At 60.3% G+C, this 15,689-nt stretch carries 13 protein-coding genes; 9 read left to right on the top strand and 4 right to left on the bottom strand.

The window, feature by feature from the left end:
* Nucleotides 1-6: 6 nt before the first annotated feature.
* The 4 genes from AB5Y89_RS05260 to map form a co-directional block, all read right to left on the bottom strand.
* Complete coding sequence (locus tag AB5Y89_RS05260) at nucleotides 7-390, bottom strand: DUF3461 family protein (RefSeq protein WP_039039426.1); 384 nt, start codon at nucleotides 388-390, stop codon at nucleotides 7-9.
* 272 nt (nucleotides 391-662) lie between these two features.
* On the bottom strand, nucleotides 663-1,490 hold the full coding sequence (gene dapD, locus AB5Y89_RS05255) for a 2,3,4,5-tetrahydropyridine-2,6-dicarboxylate N-succinyltransferase (protein ID WP_010673400.1): 828 nt from the start codon (nucleotides 1,488-1,490) through the stop codon (nucleotides 663-665).
* A gap of 178 nt (nucleotides 1,491-1,668) precedes the next feature.
* Nucleotides 1,669-4,311, bottom strand: a complete 2,643-nt coding sequence (glnD, locus tag AB5Y89_RS05250) for a bifunctional uridylyltransferase/uridylyl-removing protein GlnD (RefSeq protein WP_042015535.1) — start codon at nucleotides 4,309-4,311, stop codon at nucleotides 1,669-1,671.
* Between the two features lie 64 nt (nucleotides 4,312-4,375).
* Nucleotides 4,376-5,164: a type I methionyl aminopeptidase gene (gene map / locus AB5Y89_RS05245; RefSeq protein ID WP_010673402.1), complete on the bottom strand. Its 789-nt coding sequence runs from the start codon at nucleotides 5,162-5,164 to the stop codon at nucleotides 4,376-4,378.
* 358 nt (nucleotides 5,165-5,522) lie between these two features.
* On the opposite strand from map, the gene rpsB reads away from it, so the two are divergent.
* From rpsB to bamA, 9 genes are all read left to right on the top strand, one after another.
* Nucleotides 5,523-6,251, top strand: a complete 729-nt coding sequence (gene rpsB / locus AB5Y89_RS05240; RefSeq protein ID WP_010673403.1) for a 30S ribosomal protein S2 — start codon at nucleotides 5,523-5,525, stop codon at nucleotides 6,249-6,251.
* Nucleotides 6,252-6,355: 104 nt separating this feature from the next.
* Nucleotides 6,356-7,237 carry a translation elongation factor Ts gene (tsf, locus tag AB5Y89_RS05235; protein WP_010673404.1) on the top strand — a complete coding sequence of 294 codons (882 nt, stop codon included), beginning with the start codon at nucleotides 6,356-6,358 and terminating at the stop codon, nucleotides 7,235-7,237.
* 71 nt (nucleotides 7,238-7,308) lie between these two features.
* Nucleotides 7,309-8,043 (top strand): UMP kinase, encoded by a 735-nt coding sequence (gene pyrH, locus AB5Y89_RS05230; protein WP_010673405.1) that lies wholly within the window; start codon nucleotides 7,309-7,311, stop codon nucleotides 8,041-8,043.
* A 95-nt stretch (nucleotides 8,044-8,138) separates the two neighbouring features.
* Nucleotides 8,139-8,696, top strand: a complete 558-nt coding sequence (gene frr, locus AB5Y89_RS05225; RefSeq protein WP_010673406.1) for a ribosome recycling factor — start codon at nucleotides 8,139-8,141, stop codon at nucleotides 8,694-8,696.
* Nucleotides 8,697-8,768: 72 nt separating this feature from the next.
* A complete protein-coding gene (gene uppS / locus AB5Y89_RS05220; RefSeq protein WP_124814246.1) occupies nucleotides 8,769-9,545 on the top strand; it encodes a polyprenyl diphosphate synthase in 777 nt (258 codons plus the stop codon).
* 27 nt (nucleotides 9,546-9,572) lie between these two features.
* Entirely contained in the window at nucleotides 9,573-10,430 is an 858-nt protein-coding gene (locus AB5Y89_RS05215; protein ID WP_039039428.1) for a phosphatidate cytidylyltransferase, read from the top strand.
* 67 nt (nucleotides 10,431-10,497) lie between these two features.
* Nucleotides 10,498-11,694, top strand: coding sequence for a 1-deoxy-D-xylulose-5-phosphate reductoisomerase (gene ispC, locus AB5Y89_RS05210; RefSeq protein ID WP_042864260.1), 1,197 nt, complete (start codon nucleotides 10,498-10,500; stop codon nucleotides 11,692-11,694).
* 76 nt (nucleotides 11,695-11,770) lie between these two features.
* Complete coding sequence (gene rseP, locus AB5Y89_RS05205; protein WP_039039430.1) at nucleotides 11,771-13,123, top strand: sigma E protease regulator RseP; 1,353 nt, start codon at nucleotides 11,771-11,773, stop codon at nucleotides 13,121-13,123.
* A gap of 34 nt (nucleotides 13,124-13,157) precedes the next feature.
* Complete coding sequence (bamA, locus tag AB5Y89_RS05200; protein ID WP_139736830.1) at nucleotides 13,158-15,581, top strand: outer membrane protein assembly factor BamA; 2,424 nt, start codon at nucleotides 13,158-13,160, stop codon at nucleotides 15,579-15,581.
* Nucleotides 15,582-15,689 lie beyond the last annotated feature (108 nt).

Here is a 15,689-nt window from a genome sequence, read left to right as displayed (position 1 = left end):
ACCGGCTTAAAGCTTTTCGAGATCCCGTTCTATCTCGCTGATCTTGTTCTGCACCACCTTTTCCAGATGACGCAAGTCGCGCAGTATCTTCTGCTTGATGTCCGGATCGGCGGAAGGCTGGCCGCCCTGGGTCAGATTGTCCAACTCATCCACCACGTATTTGAGGTTGGCGTTGATCTCGGTTACATCCTTGTACTCATGGGTCCCCGAGTCGACCAGCATGGTCTTGCGCTGGCGGGGGTATTTGAATTTGACGCTCTTGGCGAAGAATTCACCCTTCTGCTTCTTGAAATAGATCTTGAGGATGTCGTGGTTGGCTTCCTGGCGCAGGGTGTAGCTGTCCACCGAGGTGGGTTCCTGGATCCCCAGGCTCTTGAGATTCTCGTACATCGGGCTTCCTTGGTTTGAAACGATCCTGACCCCTCTATCTTACCCGAGTCCGGACGCCTTGCCTGTGACAGGCGCGCCAAATTCAAATTGGTGTCAAAAAGGTCTTTTTTAATCAACGAGCCAAGGGGGAGAGGTGAACGCCTTGTCAGTACTGCCATAAGCGGTGTCGTCTCATGGGGGGCAGTGATGGTGGGGCAGGGGAGTTGGCGCCCGCCCATGAGAGCGGGCATGAAAAAGGGCACCAGAGGTGCCCTTGATGACATCGGCGTGGATTACTCGTCGATGGAGCGCAGCAGGGCGTTGATGCCGACCTTGGCGCGGGTCTTGGCATCCACCTTCTTGACGATGACGGCGGCGTAGAGGCTGTACTTGCCGCACTTGGAGGGCAGGGAGCCGGAAACGACCACGGAGCCGGCCGGGACGCGGCCGTAGTGGATTTCACCGGTTTCGCGGTCATAGATGCGGGTGGACTGGCCGATGAAGACCCCCATGGAGATGACGGAGCCTTCCTCGACGATCACCCCTTCCACCACTTCGGAACGGGCACCGATGAAGCAGTTGTCTTCGATGATGGTCGGGTTGGCCTGCAGTGGCTCCAGTACGCCGCCGATGCCGACGCCGCCGGAGAGGTGCACGTTCTTGCCGATCTGGGCGCAGGAGCCCACGGTGGCCCAGGTGTCGACCATGGTGCCTTCATCGACGAAGGCGCCGATGTTGACGTAGGAGGGCATCAGCACTGTGTTCGGGGCGATGAAGGAGCCTTTGCGCGCGGTTGCGGGCGGCACGACGCGTACACCGGCAGCCTTGAACTGCTCTTCGGTGTAGTTGGAGAACTTCAGGGGAACCTTGTCGTAGTACTGGGCATCGTCGCCCTTGATGATGCCGTTGTCGTTGATGCGGAAGGAGAGCAGCACGGCCTTCTTCAGCCACTGGTGGACGACCCACTCGCCGGCAATCTTCTCGGCAACCCGGGCTTTGCCGGAGTCCAGCAGGTCGATGGCTTCCAGAATGGCGGCCTTGGTGGCGGCATCGACGGAGCCGGGAGTGATGGAGTCACGGCGCTCGAAGGCCGCTTCGATGGTCTGTTGCAACTGGGTCATGACAGGTTTCCTTTATAAAATTCTGTTTGTTGTATCACACTTTTCCAATCGTTTTTAAGGGCTCTCGCCGATTTCTTCAGAATCAGGGCGATTTATTGTACTTGAGTGGTCCAACCATTTGTTCTGATTGAGGAATCAATATGTCAAAAAGCCTCTTTCGAGGCTTCATCCGAGCGTGTCAGGCACTCTCGCCAACCGGTTCCTGGGGGTTGAGCTGATTGACCAGCCTCTCCTCGAGGGCTTGCTGCTCCTCCGGGTTCAGCGGCTCTCCGGCCAGGGTGGTGAGGCTGAAGAAGTCCTCCACCCGCTCACCGATGGTGGTGATCTTGGCGGCATGGAGGGAGAGGCCGCACTGCTGGAACACGGCACCGATACGGGCCAGCAGGCCCGGAGTGTCCAGGGCCGTCAGCTCCAGCAGGGTGTGGCGGTTTTCCCCCTTGTGGGGCAGGAAGACCACCCTGGTCGGCACGCTGAACTGGCGGTGGCGTCTGGACAGGGGCTTGCTGCGCAGCACCAGCTTGCCCGGCTCCTGAAGGGCTTTCTCCAGCGCCTTCTTGATGGTGGCGGTACGGTTGGGGCTGATGGGCTCGCCGTTTGGCTCCAGCACGATGAAGGTGTCGAGCACGTAGTCGTTGCGCGAATTCATGATCTGGGCGTCGTGGATGCTGAGGTTCTTCTGATCCAGCGCCGAGGCCACGGTGGCAAAGAGGTTGGGAGTATCGCGACAATAGATGAACACCTCGCTACCGCCCCGTATGGGGTGCTTGCCGATGAGCACCAGGGGGGCCGGGTTGTCACCGTGGGCGATGATCTTGCGGCAGTGCCAGGCGATCTGCTCCGGGCTGTGGCGCAGGAAGTAATCGGCCTTGAAGTCGTTCCAGAGGGCGGTGACCGCCTCCTGTGGCACCTCGCGCTGGGTCAGGATCTGCCTGGCCTGGCGCTGGTTTTCACGGATCTTGAGGCGCATGTCCGGCGGGTTTTCCAACCCCTGGCGCAGGGCCTTCTGGGTGGCGAAGTAGAGTTCGCGCAGCAGGGTGCCCTTCCAGTCGTTCCACAGACTGTCGTTCGTGGCACAGATGTCGGCCACGGTCAGGCAATAGAGCAGGTCGAGGTGCAATTCATCCCGCACCTTCTGGGCGAAGTCGGTGACCACATCCGGGTCGTAGATGTCGCGGCGCTGGGCGGTGACCGACATCAGCAGATGGTGGCGCACCAGCCAGGCGACCAGTCGGCTCTCGTAGCGATCCAGCCCGTGCAACTGGCAGAACTCCAGCGCATCCACGGCCCCGAGTTCGGAATGATCGCCGCGCCTGCCCTTGGCGATGTCGTGGAAGAGGGCGGCGATGCTGAGCAGCTCGGGCTTGCGCAACTGGGTGAACACCTCGTGGCAGAGCGGGTGAGTCTGGCGGCTGGCTGGATTCGGGAAGCGATGGATGTTCTGCAGCAGCCGATGGGTGTGCTCGTCCACCGTGTAGGCGTGGAACATGTCGAACTGCATCTGGCCGACGATAAGGTTCCACTGGGGCAGGTAGGCCGCGAGGATCCCGTACTTGTGCATCAGGGTGAGCGGCTGGCCGATGCCGTTGGGGTGGCGCAGGAGCGCCATGAAGAGACGGCGACACTCGGGTAGATCTTGCAGCCAGCAGTTGAGGGTGCGTCTGGCCTCGCGCAACTGGCGCAAGGTGGCGGAGTGGATGCCGGCGATCTCCGGGTGCTGGGCTATCTGGTAGAAGAGTCGCAGGATGGCGGCAGGATCCCGGCCGAACAGCTCGGAGTCCACCGCATCGATGAGGCGGCCGCGCAGCTGGAATTCGTCGCTGATGCGGCGCACGTCCATGGCGGTGTTGCCAAGAATGGCCTCGTCAAAGAGTTGCAGCAGCATCTCGTTGAGTTCGGCCACCCGTCGCACCGTCTGGTAGAAGCGCTTCATCATCTGCTCGACCGGGCCGTTTCCTTCCCCCTCGAACCCCAGCATCTGGGCCACGGTGCGCTGGCGGTCGAACAAGAGGCGGTTGTCCCCCTTGTTGATGGCCATGTGCAGGGCGAAGCGCACCTTCCACAGGAAGTTCTGACAGTCGAGCAGCTCCCGGTACTCGGCCCGGTTGAGAAAACCGTGGCTGGTCATCTCGAACAGGGTGGTGGCGCCGAAGTGGCGGCGGGCGACCCAGGCCAGGGTCTGGATGTCGCGAAGGCCCCCGGGATTGTTCTTGAGATCCGGCTCCAGCTTGTAGGCGGTGCCGAGAAACTGCTGGTGGCGCAGGGCCTGCTCTTCGCGTTTGGCACGAAAGAAGGCTTCGCTCGGCCAGAAGTGCTGGGGCTGGGTGGCCGCCTGCAACTGCTCGAATCCCGCCAGGCGACCCGTGATGTAACGGGCCTCGATGAGGTTGGTGGCAACCGTGATGTCGTTGCGACCCTGCTCGATGCACTCGGCCACGTTGCGCACCGACTGCCCCACTTCCAGCTTGAGATCCCACAAGAGGGTGATGAACTCGCCGATGCGCAGCCCCAGCACCTCGTCCAGCTCGTCCCCTTCATAGAGGATAAGCAGATCGATGTCGGAGTGGGGGTGCAGCTCGCCGCGGCCATAGCCCCCCACCGCGATCAGGGTGAGCTCGGTCCTGTCGAAGCCGAACTTGTGCCAGAGCCTGGTCAGCAGCGCGTCCATGTATTCGGAGCGGGTGGCCACCAGTTCGATGATGTTGTCACCGGCGTCGAAGCGCTCATGCAGCCAGGCGAGAAAGCGGCTCAGGTACTCCTTGCAGTTGTCACGGGTGAGCTGATCGTCTGGGAGCAGATGGGGAGAAAGCAGGCTGGCATCCATGGCATGTCACACTCTCGGTCGGGCCGGGTAAAGAGCAACCCCGGCGCGCGGCCGGGGTTGAATGTCAAACGTGGCGGATAAAACGCTCGATAGTGTCGTCGGGGCGCAGGGTCAGGACCTCGCAGCCATCCTCGGTCACCAGCAGGGTGTGCTCCCACTGGGCGGAGTCACCGCCGTCCTTGGTGGTCACGGTCCAGCCATCCTTCGGATTGACCTTGCAGTGGTACTTCTTGCTGTTGACCATGGGCTCGATGGTGAAGCACATGCCCGCTTTCAGCTCCAGCTTGCCGCCGTTGCGGTAGTGGAGGATCTGCGGCTCTTCGTGGAACTCGGCACCGATGCCATGGCCGCAGTAGTCGCGTACCACGGAGAAGCCTGCCTGCTCGACGATGGGCTGGATGACGGCGCCGATCTCGGTGATGCACATGCCCGGGCGCACCCGCTTGATGGCGGCATAGAGGCTATCCTGGGCCACCTTGCAGAGCTGGCGACGCAGGGGGGTGGTCTGGCCCACGATGAACATGGCGGAGGTATCGCCGTGATAACCATCCTTGATGACGGTGATATCCAGATTGATGATGTCCCCTTCCCGCAGCTTCTTGTGGTTCGGGATGCCATGGCAGATGACATCGTTCACCGAAGTACAGATGGACTTGGGGAAGCCGTGGTAATTGAGCGGCGCGGGGATGGCCTGCTGCACGTCGACGATGTAGTCGTGGCAGAGGGTATTCAGTTCGTCTGTGGTGACGCCCGCCTTGACGTGGGGGGCGATCATGACCAGCACGTCGGCGGCCAGCTGGCCGGCGACACGCATTTTTTCAATCTCTTCCGGTGTCTTGATTTTAATGGACATGGGATCTCTCTTGGGGCCTGATTGCGCATCCTGCCGATGCCCAACAACCAGGTAATGAAAAATAGATGCGTTTGCAATCAGGGCGAAATTTTATCCCCAACCCCCGTTTACTTCCAGTGTGATCGTCATCGCAACGTCATCAGGCGGTCGCACCATGGTCCGGGATCCATTTTTAGCACCCGGGCTGGTGGTGTCATGACCAAAGTTATGGTATAAAGCGCGCCGGAATGGGGAACTCGTGTCCTCATGCCATCACCCTTACTCAACAACACACACACATCGACACATATGCCGGGGTGCCTTAACGGGTCGGTTATATGGGATGTGTGGAGGCCTAACCCCAATACAGAGGTATAAAATGGCTAAAGTTTCTATGCGCGACATGCTGCAAGCCGGCGTTCACTTCGGTCACCAGACTCGTTACTGGAACCCGAAAATGAAGTCCTACATCTTCGGCGCCCGCAGCAAAGTTCACATCATCAACCTGGAAAAAACCGTTCCGATGTTTGACGATGCCATGAACTTCATCAGCTCCGTAGCTGCCAAGAAAGGCAAGGTACTGTTCGTAGGTACCAAGCGTGCCGCGTCTGAAGCCGTCAAAGAAGCCGCTGAGCGTTGCGACCAGTTCTATGTAAACCACCGCTGGCTGGGCGGCATGCTGACCAACTGGAAAACCGTTCGTCAGTCCATCAAGCGCCTGAAAGATCTGGAAACCCAGAGCGAAGACGGTACCTTCGACAAGCTGACCAAGAAAGAGGCGCTGATGCGTACTCGCGAAATGGAAAAGCTGGAGAAGAGCCTGGGTGGTATCAAGAACATGGGCGGCCTGCCTGACGTTCTGTTCGTTGTCGATGCCGACCACGAGCACATCGCTATCAAAGAAGCCAACAACCTGGGTATCCCGGTAGTTTCCATCGTTGATACCAACTCCAACCCGGACGGCGTTGACTATGTCATCCCGGGTAACGACGACGCTATCCGTGCCGTACAGCTGTACCTGAACGCTGCTGCTGACACCGTTCTGGAAGCCCGTGAGCAGGACATCGTTGTTCAAGCCGAACAAGATGGCTTCGTTGAAGCTGAGTAATTGATAAGGACTGAAAAGCCCTTATTAACCAAGCTGATGTAATTGGTTAGCAGGGGCCCTTGTGGCCCCTGTTTCTTGTCAATTCAAGACCGAGGATACTGGACATGGCAAACATTTCTGCCGCCCTGGTAAAAGAACTGCGCGAGCGCACCGCCGCTGGCATGATGGATTGCAAAAAAGCGCTGGAAGAAGCCAACGGTGATATCGAGCTGGCTATCGAGAACATGCGCAAATCCGGTCAGGCCAAGGCCGCCAAGAAAGCTGGCCGTATCGCCGCTGAAGGTGTGATCTTCGCCCGTACCGAAGGCAACGTTGCCGTCATGATCGAGCTGAACTGCGAGACTGACTTCGTTTCCAAGGATGCCGGTTTCCTGGCCATGGGTCAGAAGATCGTCGAGATCGCTGCTACCCAGAAAATCGCTGACGTTGACGCGCTGAAAGCCGCCGACTTCGGCAACGGCGAGTCCGTCGAGCTGACCATCACCAACCTGATCGCCAAGATCGGTGAGAACATGAACCTGCGTCGCGTGATGCTGGTTGAAGGTGACAACCTGGGCACCTACGTTCACGGCTCCCGCATCGGTGTTATCACCAAGCTGGTTGGCGGTACCGACGAGCTGGCCAAAGATCTGGCCATGCACGTTGCTGCCAACAGCCCGCAATTCGTCAAACCGGAAGACGTGTCTGCCGAAGTCGTTGCCAAAGAGCGCGAAATCCAGATCGACATCGCCATCAACTCCGGCAAGCCGAAAGAGATCGCCGAGAAGATGGTTGAAGGCCGCATGAAGAAGTTCACCGGTGAGGTTTCCCTGACTGGTCAACCGTTCGTGAAAGATCCTTCCATGACCGTTGCCGAGCTGCTGAAGAAAGAAGGCGCTGACGTTGTTTCCTTCACCCGTTTCGAAGTGGGCGAAGGCATCGAGAAGCAAGAGACCGACTTCGCTGCTGAAGTAGCAGCCCAGATCGCGGCCGCTCAGAAGGCCTAATCGAACCGGTTTTTCCGTTTCCCCAGACCGCGACTTATGTCGCGGTCTTTATATGACCAGGAATCAGTGACATGAGTACCAATCCCAAGCCTGCATACAGACGTGTTCTTCTGAAGTTGAGTGGTGAAGCCCTGCAAGGATCCGAGGGTTTTGGCATTGATCCGGCGGTGCTGGAACGGATGGCCCAAGAGATCAAAGAGCTGGTTGAGCTGGGTGTTCAGGTCGGTCTGGTCATCGGTGGCGGCAACCTGTTCCGTGGTGCCGGCCTTGCCAAGGCAGGCATGAATCGCGTGGTGGGTGACCACATGGGCATGCTGGCGACCGTCATGAACGGCCTGGCCATGCGTGATGCCCTGCATCGTGCTTATGTGAATGCCCGCCTGATGTCGGCCATCTCCCTGCAAGGGGTCTGCGACTCCTACAGCTGGGCCGAAGCCATCAGCCAGCTGCGTGCCGGCAAGGTGGTGATCTTCTCTGCCGGTACCGGCAACCCCTTCTTTACCACCGACTCGGCAGCCTGCCTGCGCGGTATCGAGATCGAAGCCGACGTCGTGCTGAAAGCCACCAAGGTCGATGGCGTGTTCACCGATGACCCGGTCAAGAACCCGGATGCCGTGCTCTATCAGGAACTGAGTTATGATGAAGTTCTTGAAAAAGAACTCAAAGTGATGGATCTTGCTGCTTTTACCCTGGCCCGCGACCACGATCTGCCGATCCGGGTGTTCAACATGAACAAACCGGGCGCGCTGCGCCGCGTGATCATGGGTGAGCCGGAAGGTACCCTGATCCACCAGGCCAGCAAGTAAGGCAAGTGTGAGCCCCAGGCTCGCTTGTCCATTACGCCAGTCAACAAGATAGATACGAGCCGCCCGTCGGCTCGTTCGCCAAAAGGAAAACCACTGTGATCAACGAGATTAAAAACGACGCCAAGGACCGCATGGGCAAAAGCGTAGAGTCGCTGAAGACCCAGATGTCCAAGATCCGTACCGGCCGTGCTCACCCGAGCCTGCTCGACGGCATCCAGGTGGAGTATTACGGTGCTGCCACTCCTCTGAAGCAGTTGGCCAACGTGGTGGCAGAAGATGCCCGTACTCTCTCCATCTCCATCTTCGATCGCTCCATGATCCAGGCGGTGGAAAAAGCCATCCTGACCTCCGATCTGGGCCTGAACCCGTCCAGCAACGGCCAGACTCTGCGCGTACCGCTGCCGCCGCTGACCGAAGAGCGTCGCCGTGATCTGACCAAGATCGTCCGTGCCGAAGCCGAAGGTGCCCGGGTTGCCATTCGCAACATCCGTCGCGATGCCAACGCCGACCTGAAAGCCCTGCTGAAAGAGAAAGAGATCTCCGAAGACGACGACCGTCGCGCCCAGGAAGAGATCCAGAAGCTGACCGATACCTTCATCAAGCTGGTGGATGACGCCCTGGTTGTGAAGGAAAAGGAGCTAATGGAAATCTAAGCCTCCGACAGGTATATTACGAGCGCCGTGTAGTGCCCCTGCACGGCGCTTTTGTCTTTGTGGGAGAAATGAATGTCGCTTTTGGCAGCGCTAGGCGATAGCGCCAGCTCGTCCTTGCCCCGTCACGTCGCCATCATCATGGATGGCAATGGTCGCTGGGCCCAGAACCGCGGCAAGATGCGGGTTTCCGGGCACAAGGCGGGCGTGAAATCCGTGCGTGAGGCCGTGGCCTTTGCCGCTCGTGCCAAGATGGAGGCGCTGACCCTGTTTGCGTTTTCCAGCGAGAACTGGCGCCGTCCGGAAGGAGAAGTGAACGCCCTGATGGAGTTGTTCATGACGGTGCTGGGTCGCGAGGTGAGCAAGTTGCACAGCAACGGCATTCGCCTTCGGGTGATTGGCGACACTGCCCGCTTCAGCGAGCGGCTGCAGGCCAAGATTGCCAAGGCCGAGGCCCTGACCGCCAACAATCAGGGATTGACCCTCAATATCGCCGCCAACTATGGCGGTCAGTGGGACATCGCCCAGGCGGCCCGGACCCTGGCACGGGCCGTGGCGGCGGGTGAACTCGATGCCGAGGCGGTCGATGAGGCGGCATTGGGTCGTCATGTCTGCATGGCTGATCTGCCCCCCGTGGATCTGTTGATCCGCACCGGCGGGGATCATCGCATCAGCAACTTTGTCCTGTGGCAGCTCGCCTATGCCGAACTCTATTTTACCCCGGTCCTGTGGCCCGATTTTGACGAGGCCGAGTTCAGTGGGGCAATTGCCTCCTTCGTTGCTCGCGAGCGTCGCTTCGGGTGTACGGGTGAACAGATCCGGGAATTGATCGCCGCGCAACAGACCGGCTAAACCCCGCTCCCAAGAGAGAGGTTTCTTTTGCTAAAACAACGAATTATTACCGCATTACTGTTAGTACCCCTGGTGTTGGGGGCGCTGTTTTTTCTGCCGTTGAAATTCTTTGCCCTGCTCGCCGCCCTGGTCTTTCTGCTGGCCAGCCGTGAGTGGAGTGCCTTCGTCACTGCCCAGCCGCAACAGTGGTTGCCGCTGGTGTTCTGTCTGCTGCTGGGGGCCAGCCTGTTTTGGGTGCCCGTGGAGCAACTCTGGATCCCCCAACTGCATCCGCTGGTGATGGGCGTGCTCTGGACCGCTGTCAGCTGGTGGCTGCTGGGGCTGCTGCTGGTGCTGCGCTACCCGCAAAGCGCCAGGCTGTGGCGTGAATCCATCTGGCTCAAATCCCTGTTCGGTCTGGTGACCCTGGTTCCCTTCTTCTGGTCCCTGGTGGCCATTCGCGGTTACAACTTCTACCACGACCCCATGATGGGGGCCTGGATCCTGCTGTTCGTGATGGGACTGGTCTGGGCGGCAGATTCTGGCGCGTATTTTTTCGGCAAGGCGTTCGGCAAACACAAGCTGGCACCGGCCGTGAGCCCGGGTAAAACCATCGAAGGCATGCTGGGTGGGCTGTTTACCGCCAGCCTGCTGGCCATCGGCGTGACCTGGTTCATGGGCTTCGTGCCTGCCAAGATGGGCACCGTGCTGCTCTGTTCCCTGCTGGCGGTGCTGGCCTCCGTGCTCGGCGATCTGGCCGAGAGCATGTTCAAGCGGGAAGCCGGCATCAAGGATTCCGGCACCCTGTTGCCGGGCCATGGGGGCATTCTCGATCGCATCGACAGCCTGACGGCGGCGCTGCCCGTCTTCCTGCTCAGCTACCTGTTGCTCGGTCCGGAGTTTTGATGTTTCGCGCACTGATGATCCCGGGAGCGTCCCGCTCCATCAGTCTGTTACCCAATCAGGAGTCTTGATGCAAAACCTGGTGATCCTGGGAGCGTCAGGCTCCATCGGTCAGAGCACCCTCAAGGTACTGCGCCACAACCCCGGGCGCTGGCAGGTGCTGGCGCTGACCGCTGCTCGCAGCGTGGACGCCATGCTGCGCGACTGTCTCGAATTCTCCCCCCGGTTCGCCGTCATGGTGGACGAAGGCGCCGCCAGCGATCTGGCGGGTCGGCTCAAGGCTCACGGCAGCACCACCCGGGTGTTGTCCGGTCAGGCAGCCCTGTGCGACGTGGCTGCTCACCCCGATGCCCACAGCGTGATGGCGGCCATTGTCGGTGCGGCGGGTCTGGCACCCACCATGGCTGCCGTGCGCGCCGGCAAGCGCATTCTGCTGGCCAACAAGGAGGCGCTGGTGATGTCAGGCGCCTTCTTCATGGAGGCGGTGCGCGAGCACGGCGCCGAGCTGCTACCCATCGACAGCGAACACAACGCCATCTTCCAGTGCCTGCCGGTCGACGTGCAGCGCCAGCCCGGTTTCTGCGATCTGGCCGGGGCGGGGATCAGCAAGATCCTGCTGACCGGCTCCGGTGGACCTTTCCGCTATGCCGATGTGGGTGAACTGCACCATGTCACCCCGGCGCAAGCCATTGCCCATCCCAACTGGTCCATGGGGGCCAAGATCTCGGTGGACTCCGCCACCATGATGAACAAGGGGCTGGAGTACATCGAGGCGCGCTGGCTGTTCAATGCGGCCCCCGAGCAGATCCAGGTGGTGATCCACCCCCAGTCCGTCATTCACTCCATGGTGCAGTACAAGGATGGCTCCGTACTGGCCCAGCTCGGCAACCCGGACATGTGCACCCCCATTGCCCACGCTCTGGCCTATCCGGAACGGATCGAGTCCGGTGTGGAACCTTTGGATTTCTTCAGTGTCGGAGAGTTCAGCTTTATCCGGCCCGACTATGAGCGCTATCCCTGTCTGGCGCTGGCCATGAGGGCGTGCCAGCAGGGGCAGGGGGCGACCACCTCCCTCAATGCCGCCAACGAGGAGGCCGTCGCGGCTTTTCTTGCAGAGCGGATCGGATTTATGGATATTGCCAGAGTCAACGAATCCGTCATGGCCGAGCTGGGCAGCAGTGCCGCCGGCTCTCTGGCGGATCTCATCGCCCTGGACGGTACGGCCCGAGCCCGTGCCCAGCAACTGATAAAGGAGCTTGCCGTATGAACGGACTGTGGTGGCAGCCAGCCCCTCTCCATGCTCTCGAGCGCAGGACTGGACATGACCGCGAGGTACGCGGCTGATGGGCGGGCTTCTGTGGAATATCGGCGCCTTCATCGTGGCCCTCGGGCTGCTGGTGGCGGTACATGAATTTGGCCACTTCTGGGTGGCTCGTCGTTGCGGCGTCAAGGTGGAGCGCTTCTCCATCGGCTTTGGCAAGGCCATCTGGCGTCGCCTTGGCAAGGATGGTACCGAATACGTGCTGGCCCTGATCCCCCTTGGCGGTTACGTCAAGATGCTGGATGGCCGGGTCGATGAACTCAAACCGGGGGAGGAGGCGCAGGCCTTCAACCACAAGAGTGTCTGGGCCCGGATGGCCATCGTCGCGGCCGGCCCCATGGCGAACTTCGTGTTCGCCCTGTTCGCCTTCTGGCTGATGTTCATGATAGGGGTGCCGAGCGTCAAACCCGTGGTGGGCGAGGTGCGTCCCGCCTCCATCGTGGCAGAGGCCGGCATCCTGCCAGGCATGGAGATCGTCGGCGTCGGCGGCGAGGAGACCGGTGACTGGGAGAGCGTCACCTACGCCCTCATCAGCCACCTTGGCGATGACTCGGTCCAGCTCAAGCTCAAGGCGGCCAACACCAGCTATGCAGTGGACAAGACCCTGCAGCTGGCAGGCTGGAAGTTTGACCCCGACAAGGAGTCTCCCATCGGCAGCCTCGGGATAGTGCCCCTCGGTGGCAAGGTGCTGCCGGTGGTGGAGGCCGTGGTGCCATCGAGCGCCAGCGAGAAGGCCGGCCTTCAGATAGGGGATCGCATCAAGGGGGTCGATGGAGAGGCCATCACCGAATGGGCCCAGTTTGTCGAGCGTGTCCAGCAGTCACCGGCGCAGCCGCTGCAGGTGACGGTGGAGCGCGGGGGCAGCGAGATGACCCTGACCCTGACCCCGGACGGGAAGAAAGTGAAGGGCCAGCTGGTCGGTTTTGTGGGCTTGTCGCCGCAACTGGTTCCATTACCGGATGAGTATCGAACTCTGTTACAGTATGGGCCTTTGCAAGCCCTGTGGCATGGGGTCCAGAAGACCTGGAGCCTGATCACCCTGACCTTCGACATGATAGGCAAGCTGATCGGTGGCATCGTCTCTTTGGACAACCTGAGCGGCCCCATCTCCATCGCCAAGGGGGCCGGCAGCAGCGCCGATTACGGGTTGGTCTATTTCCTCGGATTCCTGGCGCTCATCAGCGTCAACCTGGGGATCATCAACCTGTTCCCCCTGCCGGTGCTCGATGGTGGCCATCTGGTCTATTTCCTCATCGAGGCGATCACCGGCAAGCCGGTATCGGAAAAAATTCAGGAAGTTGGGTTCAGGATAGGCGCCGCCATTCTGATGTTACTGATGGGCATTGCGCTGTTTAATGATTTCGCTCGCCTCTGAGGCCAGAGCATCAACAAGGACACATAAGAACAAAATGGCTGTTAAAAAAGCATTGGTGTTGAGTTGCCTGCTGGGGGCCAGCTTCCTGGCTCAGGCTGCCCCGGCCTCTTTTGTGGTGCAAGACATTCAGGTCGAGGGCCTGCAGCGGGTGACCCTGGGTGCCGCCCTGTTGAATCTGCCGGTGCGGGTCGGTGATTCCGTCGACTCCGTGTCCCTGGCGAACGCCATCAAGAAGCTCTATGCCTCCGGCAACTTCGAGGACGTCAAGGTCTATCGCGACGGTCAGGTGCTGCAAGTGGTAGTCAAGGAGCGCCCGACCATCTCCAGCATCGAGTTCTCCGGCAACAAGGATATCAAGGAAGAGCAACTGACCCAGAGCCTGGAATCCTCCGGGATCCGCGTGGGTGATCCGCTGGATCGCACCGTGCTGAGCTCCCTCGAGAAAGGGCTGGAAGATTTCTACTACGGCGTGGGCAAGTACTCCGCCAAGGTCAAGGCCATCGTCACCCCGCTGCCGCGCAACCGGGTCGACCTCAAGTTCACCTTCGTGGAAGGGGAAGCGGCCAAGATCCAGCAGATCAACATCGTCGGCAACAACGTCTTCCCGGAAGAGAAGCTGCTGGCCCAGCTCTCCCTCAAGGACGACGTGCCCTGGTGGAACTTCACCGGCGATCAGCGCTACCAGAAGCAGAAGCTGGCCGGTGACATCGAAGTGCTGCGCTCCTACTACATGGACCGCGGCTACATCCGCTTCACCCAGGAGTCCACCCAGGTCTCCATGACCCCGGACAAGAAGGGGGTCTATGTCACCCTCAACGTCAAGGAAGGGGAGCAGTACAAGGTTTCCGGCATCCAGCTCAAGGGCGACCTCATCGACCGCGGCGGCGAGATGAAGGGCCTCATCCCCATCGAGGCGGGCAGCGTCTACTCCGCCAGTCAGGTGACCCATACCGAAGAGGTGCTCTCCAAGTTCCTCGGCCGTTACGGCTACGCCTATCCGAAAGTGGTCACCTTCCCCCAGATCAACGACCAGACCAAGGAAGTGGAGCTCATCGTCAACGTGGAGCCGGGTCCCCGGGTCTATGTGCGCAACATCAACTTCAGCGGCAACGTCACCACCAAGGACGAAGTGCTGCGTCGCGAGATGCGCCAGATGGAGGGCACCTGGCTCTCCTCCGACAACGTCGAGCAGTCCAAGACCCGTCTCAACCGCCTCGGCTTCTTCGAGACCGCGGAAGTGGACACCAAGCGGGTGCCGGGCAGCGATGACCAGGTCGATCTGGACTTCAAGGTCAAGGAGCAGCCGGCGGGGTCCATCAACGCCGGTATCGGCTACGGCACCGAGTCGGGTCTGAGCCTGCAGGCGGGTCTGCAGCAGGACAACTTCATGGGGACCGGCAAGAAGATCGGCATCAACGCCAGCACCAACGACTACTCCAAGAGCGTCGACCTGAGCTATAACGACCCCTACTTCACCGTGGACGGGGTGAGCCTGGGCGGCCGTCTCTACTACAACAAGTTCAGTGCGGCCGACGCCAACATCGTGGACTACGAGAACACCACCGTCGGTTTCCGTCTCTCCAGCGGCTTCCCGGTCAACGAGAACAACCGTCTCGACTTCAGCCTGGGCTACGAGAACAACAAACTGTCCCAGCCCAACCCCTATGTACAGGTGGACGAGTTCTGGAAGGTCTACAACGGCAATCTGGATGGCGACAACCGCATGGTGTTCAACACCGTGGACGTCACCGCCGGCTGGACCCGCTCCACCCTCAACAAGGGTCAGTTCCCGACCTCCGGTGACCGCCAGCGGGTGAACGCCAAGGTGACGGTGCCCGGCATGGATCTGCAGTACTTCAAGCTCAACGCCGAAGATGCCCACTACTTCCCGTTTGATGCCGATCACAAATGGGTCATGCTGGCCAAGGCCCGTGCCTCCTACGGCGATGGCTACGGCACCAATGGCGATTACGAGCACGTCCTGCCGTTCTTCGAGAACTACTACGCCGGTGGCTTCGACACCCTGCGTGGTTTCAAGAGCAACACGGTCGGTCCGAAGGCGCTCTACTACTACAACCTGGGCGGCAACGACGTCATCCAGGGCACTGACAGCTCGGTCGGGGGCAACGCCCTGGCGGTGGCCTCGCTGGAAATGATCGTGCCGACGCCCTTTGCCTCCGAGACCTATCAGCCCCAGCTGCGGACCAGCTTCTTCATCGACGCCGGTTCCGTGTGGGATACCCACTTCGACTACAGCCAGTATCAGAACCGTTGCTTCAGTGGTTGCAACTATCTGATGGACTACTCCGACCCGAGCAACATCCGGATGTCGACCGGCCTGTCGCTGCAGTGGCTCTCTCCCATGGGCCCGCTGGTGTTCGTGCTGGCAAGACCAATCAAGAAATATGAAGGGGACGACACCGAAGTCTTCTCCTTCAACATCGGCCGTACCTTCTAAGGGGAGCGGACGCCCCCCCGCCATGGCGGGGGAAGCATGATGGGTCGCGCGTTTGCGTGCCTCACCAGGTAACAAGACGATCTCGTGGATCGCTTGCACAATCAGGTA

Origin of the sequence: Aeromonas sp. s4 (assembly GCF_040907855.1) — a bacterium.
GTDB lineage: Bacteria > Pseudomonadota > Gammaproteobacteria > Enterobacterales > Aeromonadaceae > Aeromonas > Aeromonas caviae.
This window is presented reverse-complemented; position numbering and strand designations above follow the sequence as displayed.

What these genes read in the sequence shown, in the direction of transcription:
- AB5Y89_RS05260 (WP_039039426.1), bottom strand. Translation starts at nt 390, where the DNA reads ATGTACGAGAATCTCAAGAGCCTGGGGATCCAGGAACCCACCTCGGTG.
- dapD (WP_010673400.1), bottom strand. Translation starts at nt 1,490, where the DNA reads ATGACCCAGTTGCAACAGACCATCGAAGCGGCCTTCGAGCGCCGTGAC.
- glnD (WP_042015535.1), bottom strand. Translation starts at nt 4,311, where the DNA reads ATGGATGCCAGCCTGCTTTCTCCCCATCTGCTCCCAGACGATCAGCTC.
- map (WP_010673402.1), bottom strand. Translation starts at nt 5,164, where the DNA reads ATGTCCATTAAAATCAAGACACCGGAAGAGATTGAAAAAATGCGTGTC.
- rpsB (WP_010673403.1), top strand. Translation starts at nt 5,523, where the DNA reads ATGGCTAAAGTTTCTATGCGCGACATGCTGCAAGCCGGCGTTCACTTC.
- tsf (WP_010673404.1), top strand. Translation starts at nt 6,356, where the DNA reads ATGGCAAACATTTCTGCCGCCCTGGTAAAAGAACTGCGCGAGCGCACC.
- pyrH (WP_010673405.1), top strand. Translation starts at nt 7,309, where the DNA reads ATGAGTACCAATCCCAAGCCTGCATACAGACGTGTTCTTCTGAAGTTG.
- uppS (WP_124814246.1), top strand. Translation starts at nt 8,769, where the DNA reads ATGTCGCTTTTGGCAGCGCTAGGCGATAGCGCCAGCTCGTCCTTGCCC.
- ispC (WP_042864260.1), top strand. Translation starts at nt 10,498, where the DNA reads ATGCAAAACCTGGTGATCCTGGGAGCGTCAGGCTCCATCGGTCAGAGC.
- rseP (WP_039039430.1), top strand. Translation starts at nt 11,771, where the DNA reads ATGGGCGGGCTTCTGTGGAATATCGGCGCCTTCATCGTGGCCCTCGGG.
- bamA (WP_139736830.1), top strand. Translation starts at nt 13,158, where the DNA reads ATGGCTGTTAAAAAAGCATTGGTGTTGAGTTGCCTGCTGGGGGCCAGC.